We start from the raw sequence: 17,064 nt of genomic DNA, 5'->3' as shown, positions 1-17,064 counted from the left end.
GGCTAGCTCCTAATCGTTGGTGGGGCAGGGATTCGCGACCGTGCCGGGTTGTCGGCGATCGTGGCGGCCGCGATCGCGGCCTGGCCGTAGCAGATTCCGCCGTCGTTCATCGGAATCCGCTCACCGACAAGACCTTTCAGTCCGGCATCGGCTAGGCCGGACAGTACGAGGGAGGTGAGCAGCGCGTTCTGGAAGACGCCGCCGCCGAGGCAGACGACAGGATCCGGTGCGAGGGCCGCCGCGGCATCGACGGCCATGGCTACCACCACCGCGGCGACAGTGCGGTGGAATCGCGCGGCGATCTCGCCGACCGGGCGGTCACAGGCGAGCGCCTCGCACAGGGTCGGCGTCGGGTCGTATACCAGCAAACCGTCGCGGCGGTGCAGCGCCCAGCGCAACGGTTCGGTTGCGGTACCGGCAAATTCGGCTGCGGCGGCCTCCAGCCGGACGGCCGCCTCGCCCTCGTAGCTGTTGTCGTCGCAGAGGCCGAGTAGCGCGGCCAGCGCGTCGAACAGTCGTCCGGCACTGGATGCCCGGGGGCAGTTGATATTTCGTTCGATGATCGCGCGGACGGCGGAGGTTTCCCGTTCGGGTAGTCGGTCCAGCAGTCCGGCCGCCGCCTCTTCGGGCAGTGCCGTTCCGAAAGACTCTGCGCCCCAAAGGTATCCGAGCGCCATACGGGCGGGCCTGCGCACCGCGGCCGCACCGCCGGGCAGCGGCGCGGTGGCGAACCGGCCGACCCGGCGGTATCCGGTGTAGTTCGCCAGCAGCACCTCGCCGCCCCAAAGCGTGCCGTCGTCACCGAAGCCCAAGCCGTCCAGGGCAATTCCGACGAACGGGTCGGAGACAAGGTGTTCGGCGGCGGTGGCCGCGATATGCGCGTGGTGGTGCTGGATCGCGATGCGGCGGTCAACGGGCCAGTGCGCACGCGCGTACCCGGTCGACAGGTAGCCCGGATGACGGTCGTGCGCAACGAATTCCGGGTGTGCGCCGGATAACCGGCAAAGCGCGTCGATGCCCGCCTCGAAGGCGGCGTACGCATCCGCGTCGGCCAGATCGCCGAGATGCGGCCCGACACTCGCGCTGTCCGAAATAGCAAGGGCAGCAGTATGTTTCAGCTGAGCTCCGACCGCGAGCACCGGCCTGGGCGCGGATATGGGCAGCGGCAGCGCGCCGGGGGCGTAGCCGCGTGCGCGGCGCAGCGTGACGGTCCGGCCCGCGACCACCCGCACCACCGAATCGTCGTAGCGGGCGCGGATCGCCCGGTCGTGGCACAGGACGCCGTCCACGATCGGGCCGAGCGCGGCTACGGCGGCCGCGTCATCGATGACGGTCGGCGCGCCGCCGCGGTTACCGCTGGTCACCACCAGTGGGCGGTCCAATTCGGCGAGCAGCAGGTGATGCAGCGGGCTGTACGGCAGGAAGACGCCGATCGTCGCGGTGCCGGGTGCGATATCGGCGGCGACGGGCGCGCCGGCGTGCCGGGGCAGCAGCACGATCGGCGCGGCGGGCGAGGTGACCAGCCCGGCCGCGATGGTGTCGACCACGCCGAGGGTCCGGGCCGCAGGCAGATCGCGGACCATGACTGCCAGCGGCTTGGCCGGGCGTGGCTTGCACGCGCGCAGCCTGGCGACGGTATGCGCGGCCTGCGCATCGCATACCAGCTGATAGCCGCCGATGCCCTTGATCGCGACGATGCCGCCCGCAGCCACCGCGGCGCAGGCCGCCGACAGCGCGTCATCCCCGGTGGCACCGGTCGGCAGCCAGCTCAGGCGGGGGCCGCAGTCCGGGCAGCTCGTGGGTTCGGCGTGGAAACGCCGATCGGCCGGATCGCGGTATTCCGCGGCGCAAGCGGGACACAGCGGGAATTCGCGCATCGCGGTGCGCTCCCGGTCGTAGGGCAGCGCGTCGATCACCGTCGCGCGCGGGCCGCAGTCGGTGCAGTTGAGAAACGGGTAACGGTAGCGCCGGTCGGCCGGATCGAAGAGTTCGCGCAGGCAGGCCGGGCAGATCGCCAGATCCGGCGGAACCCGCGCGGCCAGCCTCGGCGTGGTGGCCGGTCCGCTGTCGGCGACCGCGAAATCCGGGCTCAGCTCGATACCCGCGGCGAGCGGTGTCACCGCGATATCGTCGATGACGGCCGCAGCCGGTGCCGAATCGTGAAGGCGCACAACGAATTCGGCGATCGAATCGGTGTCGCCCGCGACCCGCGCGACGACCTGGCCGCCCGCATTGCGCACATCACCGGTGAGACCGAGTTCGTGCGCGAGGCGGTAGACGAACGGGCGGTAGCCGACGCCCTGCACCACGCCGTGCACCGTCACCTGGACTCGCCGCATGCGTGCGGGTGCCCGGGTCATGGTCTCGGTGTGCGGTCGACAGGAAGCGCGTGCGTACCCACCCGTCAACCTTCCATCGCGATGATCTCACCCACCTAGGGCCGAAAGTCCTTTCGCTGGAGGAATGTTGGCGCACGGTCGGCCGCTCGAACCGTGCGGCGCCGGGGCCGAAAACGGTTCGCTGAGCGGCGAACCGGTCGCGTCGTCGGCGCATGACGGGCAGTCCCGGAGGTCGCGGACCGGTAGCGCGGCATCAATCGGGATGGACGGCGCTGTGCAGGGCTTTCCCGGGGCGGTACGTCAGGTCGCGACGGGTCTCGAATTGTGCGGTTATCGTGGGATTCAGGGGCGGTTGACGCCCGTTTCGCCAGGCAGGTCGGAGCACGACGAACCCGCTTGCGGAAGGAAGTCGCAACGATGGCCGCGATCACCGTGATCGGCGTTGGAGTGGCGGCGGCGGTACTGGTTCCGGCGGCGGTCGCGGTCGACTACCCCTTCTCCGGAAATCCGGCGCCGCCGCCCGCGCCGCACGGTGGTTGCGTCCTGTTCTGCGCGTCATCCGGCGGCGGCATCATGGCACCTGCGCAACCTCTGTCCGGCGGTTGTGTCATGTTCTGCGACACCCGATCCGGCGCACCCGCTCCCGATTACCATGCTCCATCGCAAATGCCGTTCGGCGCAACGGGTCCGGTACCGGCATCGCCCGGATCCGGTGGCCCGACGCAAATGCCGTTCGGTTCGGGCGAATCCCCGCCGCCGTCGTCCGGTTATCAGGGTCCGGCTCAAATGCCGTTCGGCACAGGCGGTTCCGCTCCGCCGTCTGGAAGCCAGGGTCCAGTCCAGATGCCGTTCGGCACAGGCGGACCGGCGCCGCCGTCCTCCGGTAATCAGGGGCCTGCCCAAATGCCGTTCGGTTCGGGCGGATCCGCGCCATCGACGCCGGGGTACCAGGGTCCTGCCCAAATGCCTTTCGGCACAGGCGGTTCCGCTCCGTCATCTGGTAACCAGGGCGCGGTCCAGATGCCGTTCGGCGGTGGGTCCGCGCCGCCCTCGTCCGGGTATCATGCGCCGGTGCAGATGCCGTTCGGCTGAGCGATCCGGCTCGAATATCGTTCGGTGCCGGTCGATTACGGGATATGCGGTTTGGTGCCCGGCTCCTGTGCCGGTTCGGTTTGCGGGCTCGCCGGGACCTGCGGCTTGGGTAGCAGGTCGGTGGCGTTGGCGCGGGCCACCTCCGCGTCGACGCCCGGAAACTGCACCGGCTGAGTGCTCGGCGGCCGGTCCAGGCGCAGCGCCGAGGTCAGGTCGCCGAAGGTGCGGCGGCGCCAGTCGGAAATATTCGGCTCGCGAACGCCGGTGAACCACTCCAGGAATCGCAGACAGGAGGTGTGGTCGAATTTTTCGGTCGCCACCCAGCCGCCCGCCGTCCATGGCGAGACGATGACGCACGGCACCCGGTAGCCGCCGCCGATGGGCGCGCCCTGGACGAATTCGCCCGGTTCACCGCTGGGCGGCAGCGGCGGAACCACGTGGTCGAAGAGTCCGTCGTTCTCGTCGTAGTTGAGGATGAATACCGTCTTGGCCCAAACATCCGGATTCGCGGCGATGGCGTTGATCCGGTCGGCGATGAACTTCGCGCCGTCGGCGGGCCGGTAGTCGGGATGTTCGCAGGCCGCGGCGTTGGGCAGGATCCAGGACACCGCGGGCAGGTTGCCCGCGCGGGCGTCGGCCTCGAACTGGCCGATCGGCGAAGTGGCGATGCCCTTGGCGAACAGCGGGGAATCCGGCCCGGCCGTCTGGTACTGATCGAATTGTTCGAGGAGGTTGAGACCGTAGTCGTCGATCTCGTTGTAGACCTTCCAGCTCACCCCGGCCTGTTCCAGGCGTTCCGGATAGGTCGTCCAGCTGTAGCCGCCGGGGACGTTCCGGATGATCGGGCCGCCGTTCGTGCCATTCGGATCGATGGTTCCGGTCATCCACATCATGCGGTTGGGCCAGGTCGGTCCGAGTACCGAGCAGTGGTAGGCGTCGCATACGGTGAAGGCGTCGGCCAGCGCGAAATGGAAAGGGATGTCTGCCCTTTCGTAGTAGCCCATCACGTAGGGGCCGTTCACCCCGTCGGCCTTGCGGTGTGCGGGCAGCCACTGGTCCATCTTGCCGCCGTTGAGCGCGGCGTGCTGCACGGACCAGGCGTGTGAGGTGGACGGGATCTTCTGCACGCTGTTGCGATAGGTGTCCAGATGGAACGGCAGCGTGTAGCCGTCCGGATTCTGCGGATCCGGTTGCTGGAATACCGATGCGCCGTTGGGTAACCGGATCGCGCCCGGATCGCCGAAGCCGCGTACGCCCGGCATGGTGCCGAAATAGTGGTCGAAGGAACGGTTTTCCTGCATGAGCAGCACGACGTGTTCGATCGGCTGCGGCGTCACCGGTTGGGCGAGCGCACGCCGCACGTTCGGCGGCATCGCCGCGAACGCCGCGGCCAGCGCGGCGCCACCCAGAAAACGCCTACGCGTGAGGCGAGTGGCCGGAAGTCCCGAATCATTCACGCACGTCAAACTAGTTGAGCCGGAAGGATTCGCAACTGGGGCGGGTTCGGGGAGTCGATCAGACCGCGTCGACCAGCCGCAGCATCCGCTCCTGCGCGACCATCGCGACCAGCCTGCCGTCGCGATCGAAGACGCGACCGTTGGTGAACGCCCTGCCGAAATCGGCCGACGGCGAGGCCTCGTCGTAGAGCAGCCAGTCATCGATGCGGCACGGGCGCAGGAACCAGATCGAGTAATCCAGTGCGGCCGTTTGCATTTTGACCCAGTTGTGCCGGGTCAGCGCCGCGCCGAGCAGCGTGATGTCGCTGGCGTAGGCGAGGGCGCAGCTGTGCAGGACCGGGTCGTCGGGCAGCGGATGGGTGTAGCGCAGCCAGACCTGCTGGCGGGTGTGCGGGCCGTCGGCCGAATCGGTGAGGCCGTCGGGGATCCGGCGGATCTCCCAGTTGTCGTCCAGTCCGATCGCCGAAAGCCAGGCGTGGCCGGGTTCGGCCGGGCCGAAGCGCGCGATGGCCTCCGGCGCGGGGACCATCGGCGCCGGATCCGCATGCCGCACACCTTTATCGCCGACGTGGTAGGAGGCGTTCATGACGAAGATGTCGCGGTCGCCCTGCCGCGCGACCACGTGCCGCAGCGCGAATGTGCGGCCGTCGCGCACCGCCTCCACCTCGAAATCGATACTCGATTCCGGGTCGCCCGGGCGAACGAAATATCCGTGCAGCGAATGGATGGCGAATTCCGCGCCGATGCTGCCCGCGGCCGCCGCGACGGCCTTGGCCGCGATTTCACCGCCGAATACCCGGGCCGGCGTTGTGCCCGCCTTGGGTGCGCTGCGAAAGACGTTGTCGTCCAGCGGTTCCAGAGCGATTGTGTCGATCAGGTGAACCATTGTTGGCCTCCAGTGTGGGTAGTGGGGGTCGACGACGGCTTCGTCATCAGGGCGGGGCTGTCATCCGGCCAGTGCGGCGAGTTCGCTCGCCGGATGGTCGGTGGTGGTTCGATCACGTTGGGGCAGTAGGGCGATGGCGAGCAGCGCGCCGATGGCGGTGACCGCGGCGGCGGCGAACGCGCCGGTGCGCAGCCCGTCGACGAAGGCCAGCCGGGCGCCGTCGGCGGCGGTGGCGTCCGGCGCCGCGGTGAGCGCCGTGACGGCGGATCCGCGTCCCCGTTCGACGAGCGCGCCCGGAATGTTCAGCTCGGACCAGAGCCGGGCGAGCCGGTCGCGGTAGGTCCAGCTCATGGCGGATCCGAGGACGGCGACGCCGAGGGCGGCGCCGAGTTCACGGGTGGTGTCGTTGACCGCGGACACCACGCCGGCGCGCGACGGCGGCACGGTGTTGAGCAGTGCGTCGGTCGCCGGACCGGTGACGCAGGCCAGTCCGGCCGCCATCACGCACATACTCGGCAGGATCGGGCCGAGGTAGGCGGACCGAACGCCGATGGTCGAGGCCAGCAGGAAGCCGCAGCTCATCAGCGACAACCCCACCGCGACAACGATTTTCGTGCCGAATCTGCGGGTGAGAGTCATCGCGAGCGGCGCGGTCGCGGCGACCACGACGGCGTAGGGGATGGTGGCGAGCCCGGCCCGCAGCGGGCTGTAACCGCGCACGGTCTGGAAGAAGAAGGTGATCATGAAGCTGAAGCCGACCAGCCCGAAATAGGCGGTGGTGATGGACCAACTCGCGATCGAGAAGCGGCGGTCGCGGAACAGCCGGATGTCCAGTAGCGGATGCCGCGTCCGGCGCTCCCAGCGGAAGAATACGACCAGGACCAGGGCAGACGCCGCGAAGGCCGCGAGGATCACCGGATCGAGCCAGCCGCGCTGCGGTGCTTCGATGATCGCCCACACCAGCAGTCCGGTGCCGATGATCGCGGCCGCCGCGCCGATCCGATCCAGCCGCCCGATCACCGGACCGCGCGATTCCGGCACCGCAACCAGTACCGCGGCGAAGGTCGCCGCCACTACCGGGAGATTGACGAAAAATACCGCGCCCCAATGGAAATGGGCGAGCAGTAGGCCGCCGGCGAGCGGTCCGAGCGCTACCGAAAGGCCCGAAACCGCCGACCAGATGCCGACCGCGGTCGCCTTCTCGGCCCGGTCGGTGAATGTCGCGGCGATGCTGGCCAGAGTGGCCGGATAGATCAGCGCCGCCGCGCCGCCGAGCACCGCGCGGGCCGCGATCAGCGCACCGGCACTGTCCGCGCAACCCGCCGCCAGCGACGCGAGCGCGAACAGCGCGAGGCCGAGCAGCAGCATCCGCTTGCGCCCGTACCGGTCGCCGAGGTAGCCGCCGACCAGCAGCAGCCCGGCCAGCACCAGGATGTAGGCGTCGATCACCCACTGCAGCGCGGACGTCGACGCGCCGAGCTGGCCGCCGAGCGCCGGAAGGGCAACGTTCACAACGGTATTCGCGATGCCGATGAGCAGTGCGGCCAGGCACACCGCACCGAGCGCAGCCCAGCGACGCCATCCGTCGGCCACCGGGTCACCTGCCGATCGAGATGGCGGCGGCCGATAGCCGGAGGTGCTGTTCGAGCAGATCCGCGCCGCGGCCCGGGCCGCCCGCCGCGGCGAATCCGGCGGCGACCCGCCGCGCGCCGGCCCGGCGGGTGATGGCCTCGTCGATACCCGCGCGCAGCCGTGCCGGGTTCAGGTTCTTCTTGGACACCCACACCCCGGCCTCGTTCGTGACGACCCGCCGGGCCACCTCGCGCTGATCCCGCCCGAACGGCACGGCGCACACGGGAACGCCTGCGGCCAAAGCCTTTTGGGTGATGCCCATACCGCCGTGCGAGACCACCACCTCGGCCCGGTCCAGCAGCAGGTGGTGCGGCAGGAAGCGTTCGACGCGGGCGTCGGCCGGTACCGTGAGGCCGGACGGGTCCACCGCACCCGTCGTCACCACCGTGTACATGCCGCTGCCGGCGAGCGCGTCCAGCGCCAGTTGTGCCAGCTCGCCGTCGTCCTGGAATTCGGTGGAGCAGGTGACGAGCGCGAGCGGCTTGTCGATCCCGTCCAGCCAGGCCGGGCGGTCGGCGGGCGGCGCCCAGAGGCCGGGGCCGATCTGGTGCACCTCGGTCGGCCAGTCGTCGCGTGGATCGTCGAAGGGCCGCGCGGTGAAATTCAGCATGAGCGGCGGTTGGGCCAGGTAGTCGAGGGTGTGCCGGAGCGGTTCGAGGCCGTGGCCGCGGCGGGCCGCGTTGAGGTCGGAGAGCACCTCGTCCCACATCCGGGTCATCGCGGCGCGCACGGTCGCGTCGCGCAGCCTGCCGAGCGGGCCCGGCTTCGGAGTCAGCCCCAAGCCGAACGGCGGAACCTGCTTCGATGGCATCGGCAGCAGCATCGGCGACCACGATGCCCACGGCAAACCCGTTGCGGCGCCGAAGATTTGAGCACCGACCGAGGTTATGTCGATCAGCAGGGCGTCGGGGTGGGTCGCGGCGACCGCGGCGCGCATCGCGGCGATCTCGGCCGGGATGTTGTCGACCAGGGAGCGGCTCGCCGCCCGCAGCGCGGCCAACGGTGAGCGCTGTGCGCTGTCGCCGAGGCCGTTGTGGACCAGGTTGGCGGGCAGGTCGCGGGTCTCGATGCCTAGCGGGGCCAGCGTCTCCCGACTGCCCGGCAAGGTTTCCGCGGTGATTCGATGTCCCCGAGCCGATAATTCCCCCAAAACCGGAACAAGCGGATATAGGTGACCTTTCGATGGACGCGTGAAAACGAGCAAATGGGCCATGTCTAAAAGCGTTAATCTTCAGCAAACTTCATGCAAGTGGGTGTAATCCAAATCACCCCAATAAGAAATCGTATTGATTCCTTCGTTTGGGGTTAATCTCGGCGGCGTCTGCTCGGCGTAACTTTAAGCAGTCCGGCGCGCTGGGCGAAAAGTCGGCCCGGGTGAATTTCAGTGGGCGAATCAAACTTCAGGTCCGATAATCGGGCAACTAATGTGCAAACAGTTGCTAAGTGTTCCGTCGCCCGATCCGGCGGGGCGCTGCCGACGGTGGGTCGTGCCCGCATGACCCACCGTCATCTTTCATCCGCCGGTAGAAGATCGCTTCGCATGGGAGTCTGAAGAGGTGACCGCGCAGATCGTCGCCGCCGACTCGACCGACCTCTTCGTGGGATCCGCGGCGGAACCCAGGCAAGTACTACGGGTGACTCTGCGTCGCGCAGGGGCGTGCACCATCGAGGTGAGCGGGCGGTCCGTGCGGGGGAGCGCGGCGGTTCCGGACGGGGACGGGCAGGTCGTCGTCGACGTGCCGCTCACCATCGAGGCGCGCCCTGGCGCCGAACTACCCGTGACGGTGACGGCGGGAACCGCCCGGCTGGAGACCGCGGTGACGGTGGCCGAACCGGGCTGGACCATGTTCATGATCTCGCATTTCCACTACGACCCGGTGTGGTGGAACACCCAGGCCGCGTTCACCCAGACCTGGGAGCTGCAGGGCAACGACGGTACGACGCGGCCGGTGTGGGAGCACAACGGATTCAACCTGGTGCGTGCGCATCTCACCATGGCGCTGTCGGATCCCGACTACGCGTTCGTCTTGGCCGAGGTCGACTATCTCAAGCCGTTCTGGGACACATTTCCCGAATATCGTTCGGTGCTGCGGGATTTGATCGCACAGGGCCGGGTCGAGATCATGGGCGGCACCTATAACGAGCCCAACACCAACCTCACCGGCTCCGAGACCACCATCCGGAATCTGGTGTACGGCATCGGATATCAGCGTTCGATCATGGGCGCGCGGCCGCGAACCGCATGGCAGCTCGACGTATTCGGTCACGATCCGCAATTTCCCGGGCTGGTCGCCGAGGCCGGGCTGAGCAGCACCTCGTGGGCGCGTGGGCCGTTCCATCAGTGGGGGCCGATTCTCAACACCGTTCACGGCGTCGGCGGGGACGCTCGCCACATGCAATTCCCGGCCGAATTCGAATGGTTGGCGCCGTCCGGGCGCGGGGTGCTCACCCACTACATGCCGAACCACTATTCGGCCGGGTGGTGGATGGATTCCTCGGCCACCCTGCCGGAGGCCGAGCAGAAGGTCTACGAACTGTTCCAGGCGCTGAAACCCGTTGCGGCGACCAGGAATTGCCTGCTACCGGTGGGCACCGACTACACCCCGCCGAACAAGTGGGTCACCGAGATCCACCGGGACTGGAACGCGAAATACGTTTGGCCGCGGTTCATCTGCGGTCTGCCCAAGGATTTCTTCGCGGCCGTGCACGCCGAACTGGCCGAGCGCGGCGTCCGTCCCAGCCCGCAGTCGCGCGATATGAATCCGATCTACACCGGTAAAGACGTCTCCTATATCGACACCAAACAGGCGCAGCGGGCGGCCGAGACGGCCGCCACCGACGCCGAGAAGCTGGCCAGCTGCGCGGCGCTGCTCGGGCTCGGCCGGTATCCGGAGGCCGCGCTGGACAAGGTCTGGCGGCACCTCGCCTTCGGGGCGCACCACGACGGGATCACCGGTTCGGAATCCGACCAGGTGTACATCGACCTGGTCACCGGATGGCGGGAAGCGCACGATCTGGCCGCGGACGTGCGCGATACCGCGCTCACCGCGCTCATCGGGCGGATCGATACGGCGGGGGACGGTCTGCCGGTCGTCGTGGTGAACACGCTGTCGTTCACCCGCACCGACCTGGTGCGAATCACCATGCCGCCCGGCGCGTTCCGGCTCGTCGACGACACCGGCGCGGATGTCCCGTTCGTCGTCGAGGCCGATACGGCGACCTTCGTCGCGGTGGATGTGCCCGGCATCGGCTGGCGCACCTGGCGCCTGCTTCCCGCCGAAACATCCGGCGCCGGTTGGGCATCCGTCGAGACCGACACCATCGGCAACGAATTCTTCGCCGTCCGAGCGGATCTCGCCCGCGGCGGCGGCCTGACCAGCATCCGCGAGCTGGCCTCCGGCCGGGAGCTGCTGCGCGACGGCGGGCTCGGCAACGAGCTGCGGGTGTACGAGGAGTATCCGCAGCATCCGCAATTCGGCGAGGGGCCATGGCATCTCGTGCCGACCGGGCGGGTGGTGAGTTCGGCGGAGCGGCCCGCGTCGAGCCTGCGAGTCGAGCGGTGCGCCGCGGGGCAGCGGCTCGTCGTCACGGGTGTGGTCGGCGAGGTCGAATACGAACAGGTGATCACCCTTTGGGCCGGGCTGGCGCGAATCGACCTGCGCGCCAGGGTGATCGACTTCACCGGGAGCGATCGGCTGCTGCGGGTGAAGTTCGCCGTCGAGGTGCCGGGCGCGCGGCCGGTATCCGAGGTGGCGGGCGCGGTGATCGCCCGCGGATTCGCGCTGCCGGACGTGGATTCCGCGCAGGCACCGTGGACGCTGGACAATCCGGCCAACACCTGCTTCGCGCTCAGCAGCACCGCACACCTTTCCGTGCACGACCCGGACGGCGCCGAGCTGGGACGGGCCGCGATCGCCGTCGCCGAGATCGTGGTGCCCACCCTGGACGCCGCGGCCGACGCCCGCGATCTGGTGGTCGCACTGGCCGGAATCGGGGTCACCGCGACCACGTCCACGGCGGCGGGCAGCAGATACGGCTGGCTCGACGTGGATTCCAACCTGCCCGATGTGCGAATCGTGCTCGGCGGACCCGAAACCAACCCGCTGGCCGCCGAACTCGTCGCGCGCGATCCGCGGTATGCCGCGCAGTTGCGGCGGCAGCTCGAGACCGCCGACAGCGCAAGGCTTTTCGTGCCGGCCGAGCGGGCGGTGGAGCAGGCGTGGGTGCCGAACGCCGACCTCCGCGACATCGGTGCGCTGCCCGCGGTGATCGTCGCGGGCCGGGACGCCGACGCGCTGGCCGCCGAGATCGCGGCGCTGGCCATCGAATTCGGCGCGCATACGGCGGCGCGGGTGACGGCCGTCGAATTCGGCGCCACCCGGCCGCTCGACGCGTACACCGTCGGGCTGCTCAGCCGCGGCATGCCCGGTTTCGCGATCGACCCGAGCGGCGCGCTGCATCTGTCGCTCATGCGGTCCTGCACCGGCTGGCCGTCGGGCGTCTGGCTGGACCCGCCGCGCCGCCGCACGCCGGACGGTTCGGCCTTCCAGTTACAGCACTGGACACACGAATTCGACTACGCCATCGTCGCGGGGGCGGGCGACTGGCGCGCCGTCGATCTGGTCGCGCACGGCCACGCCTTCTCCGCGCCCATGCACGCCCGCACCTCCGTTGGTCATGCGGGGGATCTGCCACCCACCTACGCGCTGCTGCGGGCGACGCCGGAGCGCCGGGTCGAGATCCAAACCGTGAAGCCCGCGGGGAATCCCAGCGCCAACGGCGCACCCGCCGAACTGGACCCGGCCGCCGGACTCACCGTGCGGCTGGTGGAGACCAACGGATTGCCGGTCCGCGCAACGGTTTTCTCGGCCTTCGGCTGGATCGCCGCGCGGCATACCGATCTGCTCGAACAGGAGGGGCGCGACGCGGTGCTCAGCATCGAGGACGACGTCATCATCACCGCGCTCGACGCGAGCCAGATCGCCACCATCGTCGGCGAGCCGAAGAGTTACGCGGCCGATCGCGACGGGAAAACCCTTGGGCGGCAGACCGAACCAGCGCAGCCGGTGTACTCGCGATATTGGCTGCACAACCGAGGACCCGCGCCGCTCGGATTCCTGCCGGTCACCATCTCGGCCGGGCCGACGGTGTTCACCGCCACCGGCGAACCGCTCGACAGCACCATCACCATCGCCGGCCAGTACACCGAAACCGCCGTCGACGCGCTGCTGACCGTCGACGCGCCCCAGGGCTGGGTCACCGAACCCGCGACGCGCCCTGTCACGCTGCCGCCCGGCGGGCACACCGCGTTCCCGCTCACCATCGCGACGCCCGGCGGGGTGGCGCCCGGCCTGTATTTCGTTCGCGCGCAACTCGCGGTCGGCGCGGACACCATCGAGGATGTGCTCACCGTGCTGGTGCCCGGCGCGGGCACCGATGCCGTGCTGCCGCCGCCAGCCGGGCCCGAACTCGACCAGGGCACCCAGAACGCCGGTACCGCGGCGGATTCCGCGCGGCTGCTCGGCCTGGAGATCACCGCGATCACCGAATCGGTCACCGTCCGGCCCGGTGGCGCCGCCGAGCTCGCGCTGCGGGTGCGCAGCATCGCGAGCAGTCCGATCGAGGGCGAGGCCATGCCGATCAGCCCCTGGGGTACTTGGGAATTCGTCGGGCCCGGCAGTAAAGGGTTCCGGGTGCCGCCGAATTCGGATGGTGAGCTGACCTTCGACATCGCGGTGCCGCCGGACGCGCGTCCTGGGCGCTGGTGGATCCTGGTGAAGCTCATGTGGTTCGGCCGCATCCAGTACAGTCCCGCGATCCCGTTCGTGGTGGCGGCATGATCCGGCAGGACGCACCCGTCATCGGCTGGATCGACGGCGCGCCCGTGCCGCGCGAGCGGCTCGACGCGCGCCTGGCGGCACTGCACGCCGGGCGGCGGGCCGCGGCGCTGCCGAAAGCCGGTACCAGCGAATACCGGCAGCTGGTCCGTTGGACGGCGCACGTCATCTGCACCGAAGAGCTGTGCCGCCGTGCGGTTCCGGTGGCATCGCGCGCGACGGTGCCGCTGGACGCGGTCGGCGCGGTGCAGCTCGGATCGATCAATTGCGCCGCGTGGCAGTCCGATCCGGCGGTCGCGGCCGCATTCCTCGCGGTGATTCCCGGCGCGGATCGGGAGGTGGAGACGCCGGATTCGGTGCGGTGGTGGCGGATCGGCTATGCGATGGGGACGGGGAATCCGCCATCCGCCCGGCCGTCGCTGTCGAGCCTTGGTTGGAGCACACTCGACGACCTACCCGCCGTGCTCGCCGCCGCGGCCCGTGACGCGGTGCCGGGCACGGTGATCGGCCCGCTGATCGACGGAAACCGTTGGTACTACCTCAGCGTCGAGGAGATCGCGCACCGGCCCGTCCGCATCGCCCGCCGCGACGACGGCGAGCGGCTGCGCGCCTTCGCCCGCTGGCTCGACCTGCGCCGCCGCGAATCGCTGGTGATGGCACCGGGTTTCGAACATCCCGGCGATACCGACCAACCCGACAATACGCACCGGCACTGATCCGTCACGCCGGGTCGAAGCCCAGCGCCTCCGCCGCCGCGGCCGGTGTCGGCTGGGCCCATCGTTCCTGGAGTGCGGCATTGGTGGTGATGGACCGGGTGAGCGCTCTGTCGATGTAGATGGTGCCCGCGAGGTGGTCGGTCTCGTGCTGGAAGATGCGCGCGGGCCAGCCGGTGAGTCGCTCGGTGTGCCGGGCGCCGTCGAGGTCGGTGTAGCTCGCCACGATGGACTCGGGCCGCCGCACGACGGCCTGGAATCCGGGCATGCTGAGGCAGCCCTCATAGAATCCGACCGGCGCACCGTCGGCGGTATAGCTCGGATCGAGGATCGTGAACTCGGGCAGCGGCCGCCGCTTGCGCGCCGCCGCCACCTCCGGGTCGAGGCCGGTCGCCGGATCGCCGAGTACCGCCATCCGCAGCGGGATGCCGATCTGCGGTGCGGCGACCCCGACGCCGGGCGCGGCGCGCATGGTCGCGAACATGATGTCGGCCAGTTCGCGCAGCAGCGCCGAATCGATTTGTCCGGCAACGGGTTGCGCCTCCCGGCGCAGCACCGGATCTCCGACCAGCACCAGCGGGGCGGGCCCGCCACGGTGCGCTGCCACCAAATCCGCGATCAGCTCGGCGATCTCCATCGGCCTATTGTGCCCACACGGTTTTTACACCTGCGAAACCCCCGGCAGCCGAGGGATTTCGGGTCTGAGCGGGTATCATTTCGTAATAATTCCCTCGAGTCCCGAAGAGCGGCTCCGGATCCGCTACCGCCGATGGAGATCTCCGTGACTGAGCCGATGTGGAATCGTGATGCGCGTGCGTGGGAATTCCGTTGGCCGATGGCCTATTCCCACGACCGGGCCGGACTCTCCGGCGATACCGCGGCATTCGCCGCGCTCGGCGACGATCTGGTGCGGGAAATCTTCGGTATCGGGCTGCGGCTGCAGGAGGTGCGGGCGATCTTCGACGGCGAGCAGGTCGGTGTCGAGGAGTTGCGCGCGGCCAGATCGGCCATGGTCGAGCTGCTCGACTGCCTCGATCGGATGATCAGGGAAACCGGCGTATCGATGCTCGCGCTGACGTCCGCACGGCCACCGATGGAATTGTGGAGCAGGCGCGCCAACGGCCATTGACCACCGTGCGCGGGACAATGCCATGCGCACAAGGGGATTGACACGAGCCCGGCCGGGTATTGTGTAGCCGTGTGACGTCGGGGCGGGGCGGTCACACGGGGACCGTCCGTGTAGTGAGCGACCGCCCGGGTAGTGCGCGCCGATGTCTCGCGGATCGTCCAGGGACTGCAGGCGCTGACATGACCGATGAACTGGCCGCCGGAATGTCGCGACTTGCCGGGCTGTTGCTGGCGAGCGGGGATCTCACCGATTCGTTGGCCGAGGTCGGCGCGATCGTGACGCGAATGCTGCCCGGCAAGCCGATGGTGGGCATCATCGTTGTCCGCGCGGGCGCCGAATTCGTCGGCGGGACCGTCGATCTACGCCGGACGGTTTTGGCCGAGAACCGGATTCGCGATCTCGGTCCGGCCAGGCAGACCCTCGCCACCGGGCTCGCGGTGTCCGCGCCGGATCTCGATCTCGAACGGCGGTGGCCGGATCATACGAAGCAGTTGCGTATACAGGGAATCCGGTCGGTTTTCACCCAGCCGCTGGTGATCAGGTCCGCGCCGGTCGGCGCGCTCGTGCTGTATGCGACTGAACGGAACGGATTCGGCGCCACCGCCCGGCATGCGGCGGAGCTGACCGCCGACCACATCGGTGTGCTGTTGGCGCTGGCGCTGACGGCGGCCGACCGGGCGGCGCAGACCGAGCAACTGCACGCCGCCTTGGCCTCGCGATCGACCATCGATCAGGCGCTCGGCATCATGATGGCCAGATTCCGCTGCTCCCGCGACGATGCCTTCGACCGGCTGCGCGGAATATCCCAGCACCGCAACGTGAAAGTCGCCGCGCTGGCCGCGGAAATCATCGAGGCGGTGACCGGAAATCCACCCGGTCCGGTGCATTTCGAGCATCCGCGCGGTCTGCCGCGACGGTGAGATTGTGTCGGGGTTGACGCTGTCATTGCGAAACGTGGTGCGGAATAATGTTATTCATGGCTGTCGAGGATGAGCGGCAGGCGCGTGAGTTACCGATCGTGGAATCGCTGCGGTTGCTCGGGACCGCTCGGTTCGGCCGAGTGGTCTTCGCGCGCTACGCCCTGCCCACCCTCCGGCCGGTCAACCACATCGTCGATGGCGGATGCGTGGTGATCAGAGCGCATCTCGGGACCGGCTTTTCGGCGGACCGGCAGGTGGTGGCGTACGAAGCGGACATGATCGATCACGAAACCCTGCTCGGCTGGTGCGTGATCGTCACCGGGCTCACCGAGGCGGTCACCGACGCCGCGGAATTGGAGCGCTATCGGCGTCTACTACCAGTTGGAATATCCGGGGCGCAGGCCCGCATATTCCGCATCGAACCCGACATCGTCACCGGCATAAGTTATGTCGCGGACCGACGTGCGTCGGCCGGTCGCGGCTGAGGTGAGAATTCCTCCGCCGTAGGCCCTTCGGTATAGAGCACGATGGAAGAAGCCGTCGGGCAATGGATTTGTCGTCGACCTTCAGCTCGCGAGTTCGATGCGGACCAGGGTGGTGTAGGCGGCGGCCGCGTCGATATCGCCCGCATTCGGGCGTCCATCGGCGTCGCGGCGGACGCCGTAGTATTTCGAATCGCTCGGAAATGCCTGCAGAAAGCGGCCGAGGCCCTGGGCGACGATGGCGGAACCCCTTGTCGCCGTGGCATTTCCGCTCCGGTCCCGCCCGGCGATCCGCAATTCGACGGTGGCGCCGCCGCGCAGGTTCCGCCACCACCCGCCGTCGGTGTAGCAGGTGATGATGTCGCCCTCACGCAGGTATCGGATCGGAATGACGTAGCGGGCGCCGGTTTTCCGGCCGGTGACGGTGAGCAGCATGATGCTGCGGCTGAGCATCGGATGCAGTGGTGAGCGCAGCGCCTTTCGGACGAGCCAGTTCACGTAGCCGGGGACGGTGGGGAGGTTGACGGTGGAGGTCATGGCGAATCCTCTTATTGTGCGTGTGTGCAATAGCGAAGGT

General features: G+C 68.9%; 12 protein-coding genes. 5 read left to right on the top strand and 7 right to left on the bottom strand.

What is annotated here, in order from left to right; all coding sequences use genetic code 11:
* Positions 1-2: 2 nt before the first annotated feature.
* The 5 genes from hypF to LGY53_RS37010 form a co-directional block, all read right to left on the bottom strand.
* Complete coding sequence (gene hypF, locus LGY53_RS37030; RefSeq protein ID WP_225731357.1) at positions 3-2,360, bottom strand: carbamoyltransferase HypF; 2,358 nt, start codon at positions 2,358-2,360, stop codon at positions 3-5.
* Positions 2,361-3,466: 1,106 nt separating this feature from the next.
* Complete coding sequence (locus LGY53_RS37025) at positions 3,467-4,804, bottom strand: alkaline phosphatase family protein (RefSeq protein ID WP_225731424.1); 1,338 nt, start codon at positions 4,802-4,804, stop codon at positions 3,467-3,469.
* A gap of 142 nt (positions 4,805-4,946) precedes the next feature.
* A complete protein-coding gene (locus LGY53_RS37020; RefSeq protein ID WP_225731356.1) occupies positions 4,947-5,774 on the bottom strand; it encodes an acyl-CoA thioesterase II in 828 nt (275 codons plus the stop codon).
* A 60-nt stretch (positions 5,775-5,834) separates the two neighbouring features.
* A complete protein-coding gene (locus LGY53_RS37015) occupies positions 5,835-7,367 on the bottom strand; it encodes a DHA2 family efflux MFS transporter permease subunit (RefSeq protein ID WP_225731355.1) in 1,533 nt (510 codons plus the stop codon).
* Positions 7,368-7,371: 4 nt separating this feature from the next.
* Positions 7,372-8,511 carry a glycosyltransferase gene (locus tag LGY53_RS37010; protein ID WP_374111288.1) on the bottom strand — a complete coding sequence of 380 codons (1,140 nt, stop codon included), beginning with the start codon at positions 8,509-8,511 and terminating at the stop codon, positions 7,372-7,374.
* 451 nt (positions 8,512-8,962) lie between these two features.
* On the opposite strand from LGY53_RS37010, the gene LGY53_RS37005 reads away from it, so the two are divergent.
* Together LGY53_RS37005 and LGY53_RS37000 are read left to right on the top strand one after the other, a co-directional pair.
* Complete coding sequence (locus tag LGY53_RS37005) at positions 8,963-13,246, top strand: glycoside hydrolase family 38 C-terminal domain-containing protein (protein ID WP_225731353.1); 4,284 nt, start codon at positions 8,963-8,965, stop codon at positions 13,244-13,246.
* Entirely contained in the window at positions 13,243-13,959 is a 717-nt protein-coding gene (locus LGY53_RS37000; RefSeq protein WP_225731352.1) for a hypothetical protein, read from the top strand. The genes LGY53_RS37005 and LGY53_RS37000 overlap by 4 nt, the downstream gene beginning before the upstream one ends.
* 4 nt (positions 13,960-13,963) lie before the next feature.
* On the opposite strand, the gene LGY53_RS36995 is transcribed toward LGY53_RS37000, so the two are convergent.
* Positions 13,964-14,593, bottom strand: a complete 630-nt coding sequence (locus LGY53_RS36995) for a peptide deformylase (protein ID WP_225731351.1) — start codon at positions 14,591-14,593, stop codon at positions 13,964-13,966.
* A gap of 144 nt (positions 14,594-14,737) precedes the next feature.
* Here LGY53_RS36995 and LGY53_RS36990 point away from each other — a divergent pair, with 144 nt between their 5' ends.
* The 3 genes from LGY53_RS36990 (at position 14,738) to LGY53_RS36980 (ending at position 16,490) form a co-directional block, all read left to right on the top strand.
* Positions 14,738-15,085, top strand: a complete 348-nt coding sequence (locus LGY53_RS36990; protein WP_225731350.1) for a hypothetical protein — start codon at positions 14,738-14,740, stop codon at positions 15,083-15,085.
* A gap of 179 nt (positions 15,086-15,264) precedes the next feature.
* A complete protein-coding gene (locus LGY53_RS36985; protein ID WP_225731349.1) occupies positions 15,265-16,005 on the top strand; it encodes a GAF and ANTAR domain-containing protein in 741 nt (246 codons plus the stop codon).
* A gap of 56 nt (positions 16,006-16,061) precedes the next feature.
* The gene (locus LGY53_RS36980) at positions 16,062-16,490 is read left to right on the top strand and encodes a pyridoxamine 5'-phosphate oxidase family protein (protein WP_225731348.1); all 429 of its coding nucleotides are present in this window, start codon (positions 16,062-16,064) and stop codon (positions 16,488-16,490) included.
* Between the two features lie 81 nt (positions 16,491-16,571).
* Here the strand turns inward: LGY53_RS36980 and LGY53_RS36975 are convergent, their stop codons facing one another.
* Positions 16,572-17,024: a nitroreductase/quinone reductase family protein gene (locus tag LGY53_RS36975; protein ID WP_225731347.1), complete on the bottom strand. Its 453-nt coding sequence runs from the start codon at positions 17,022-17,024 to the stop codon at positions 16,572-16,574.
* Positions 17,025-17,064: the final 40 nt, after the last annotated feature.

Origin of the sequence: Nocardia sp. JCM 34519.1 (assembly GCF_020361265.1) — a bacterium.
GTDB classification, from domain to species: domain Bacteria; phylum Actinomycetota; class Actinomycetes; order Mycobacteriales; family Mycobacteriaceae; genus Nocardia; species Nocardia arthritidis_A.
This window is presented reverse-complemented; position numbering and strand designations above follow the sequence as displayed.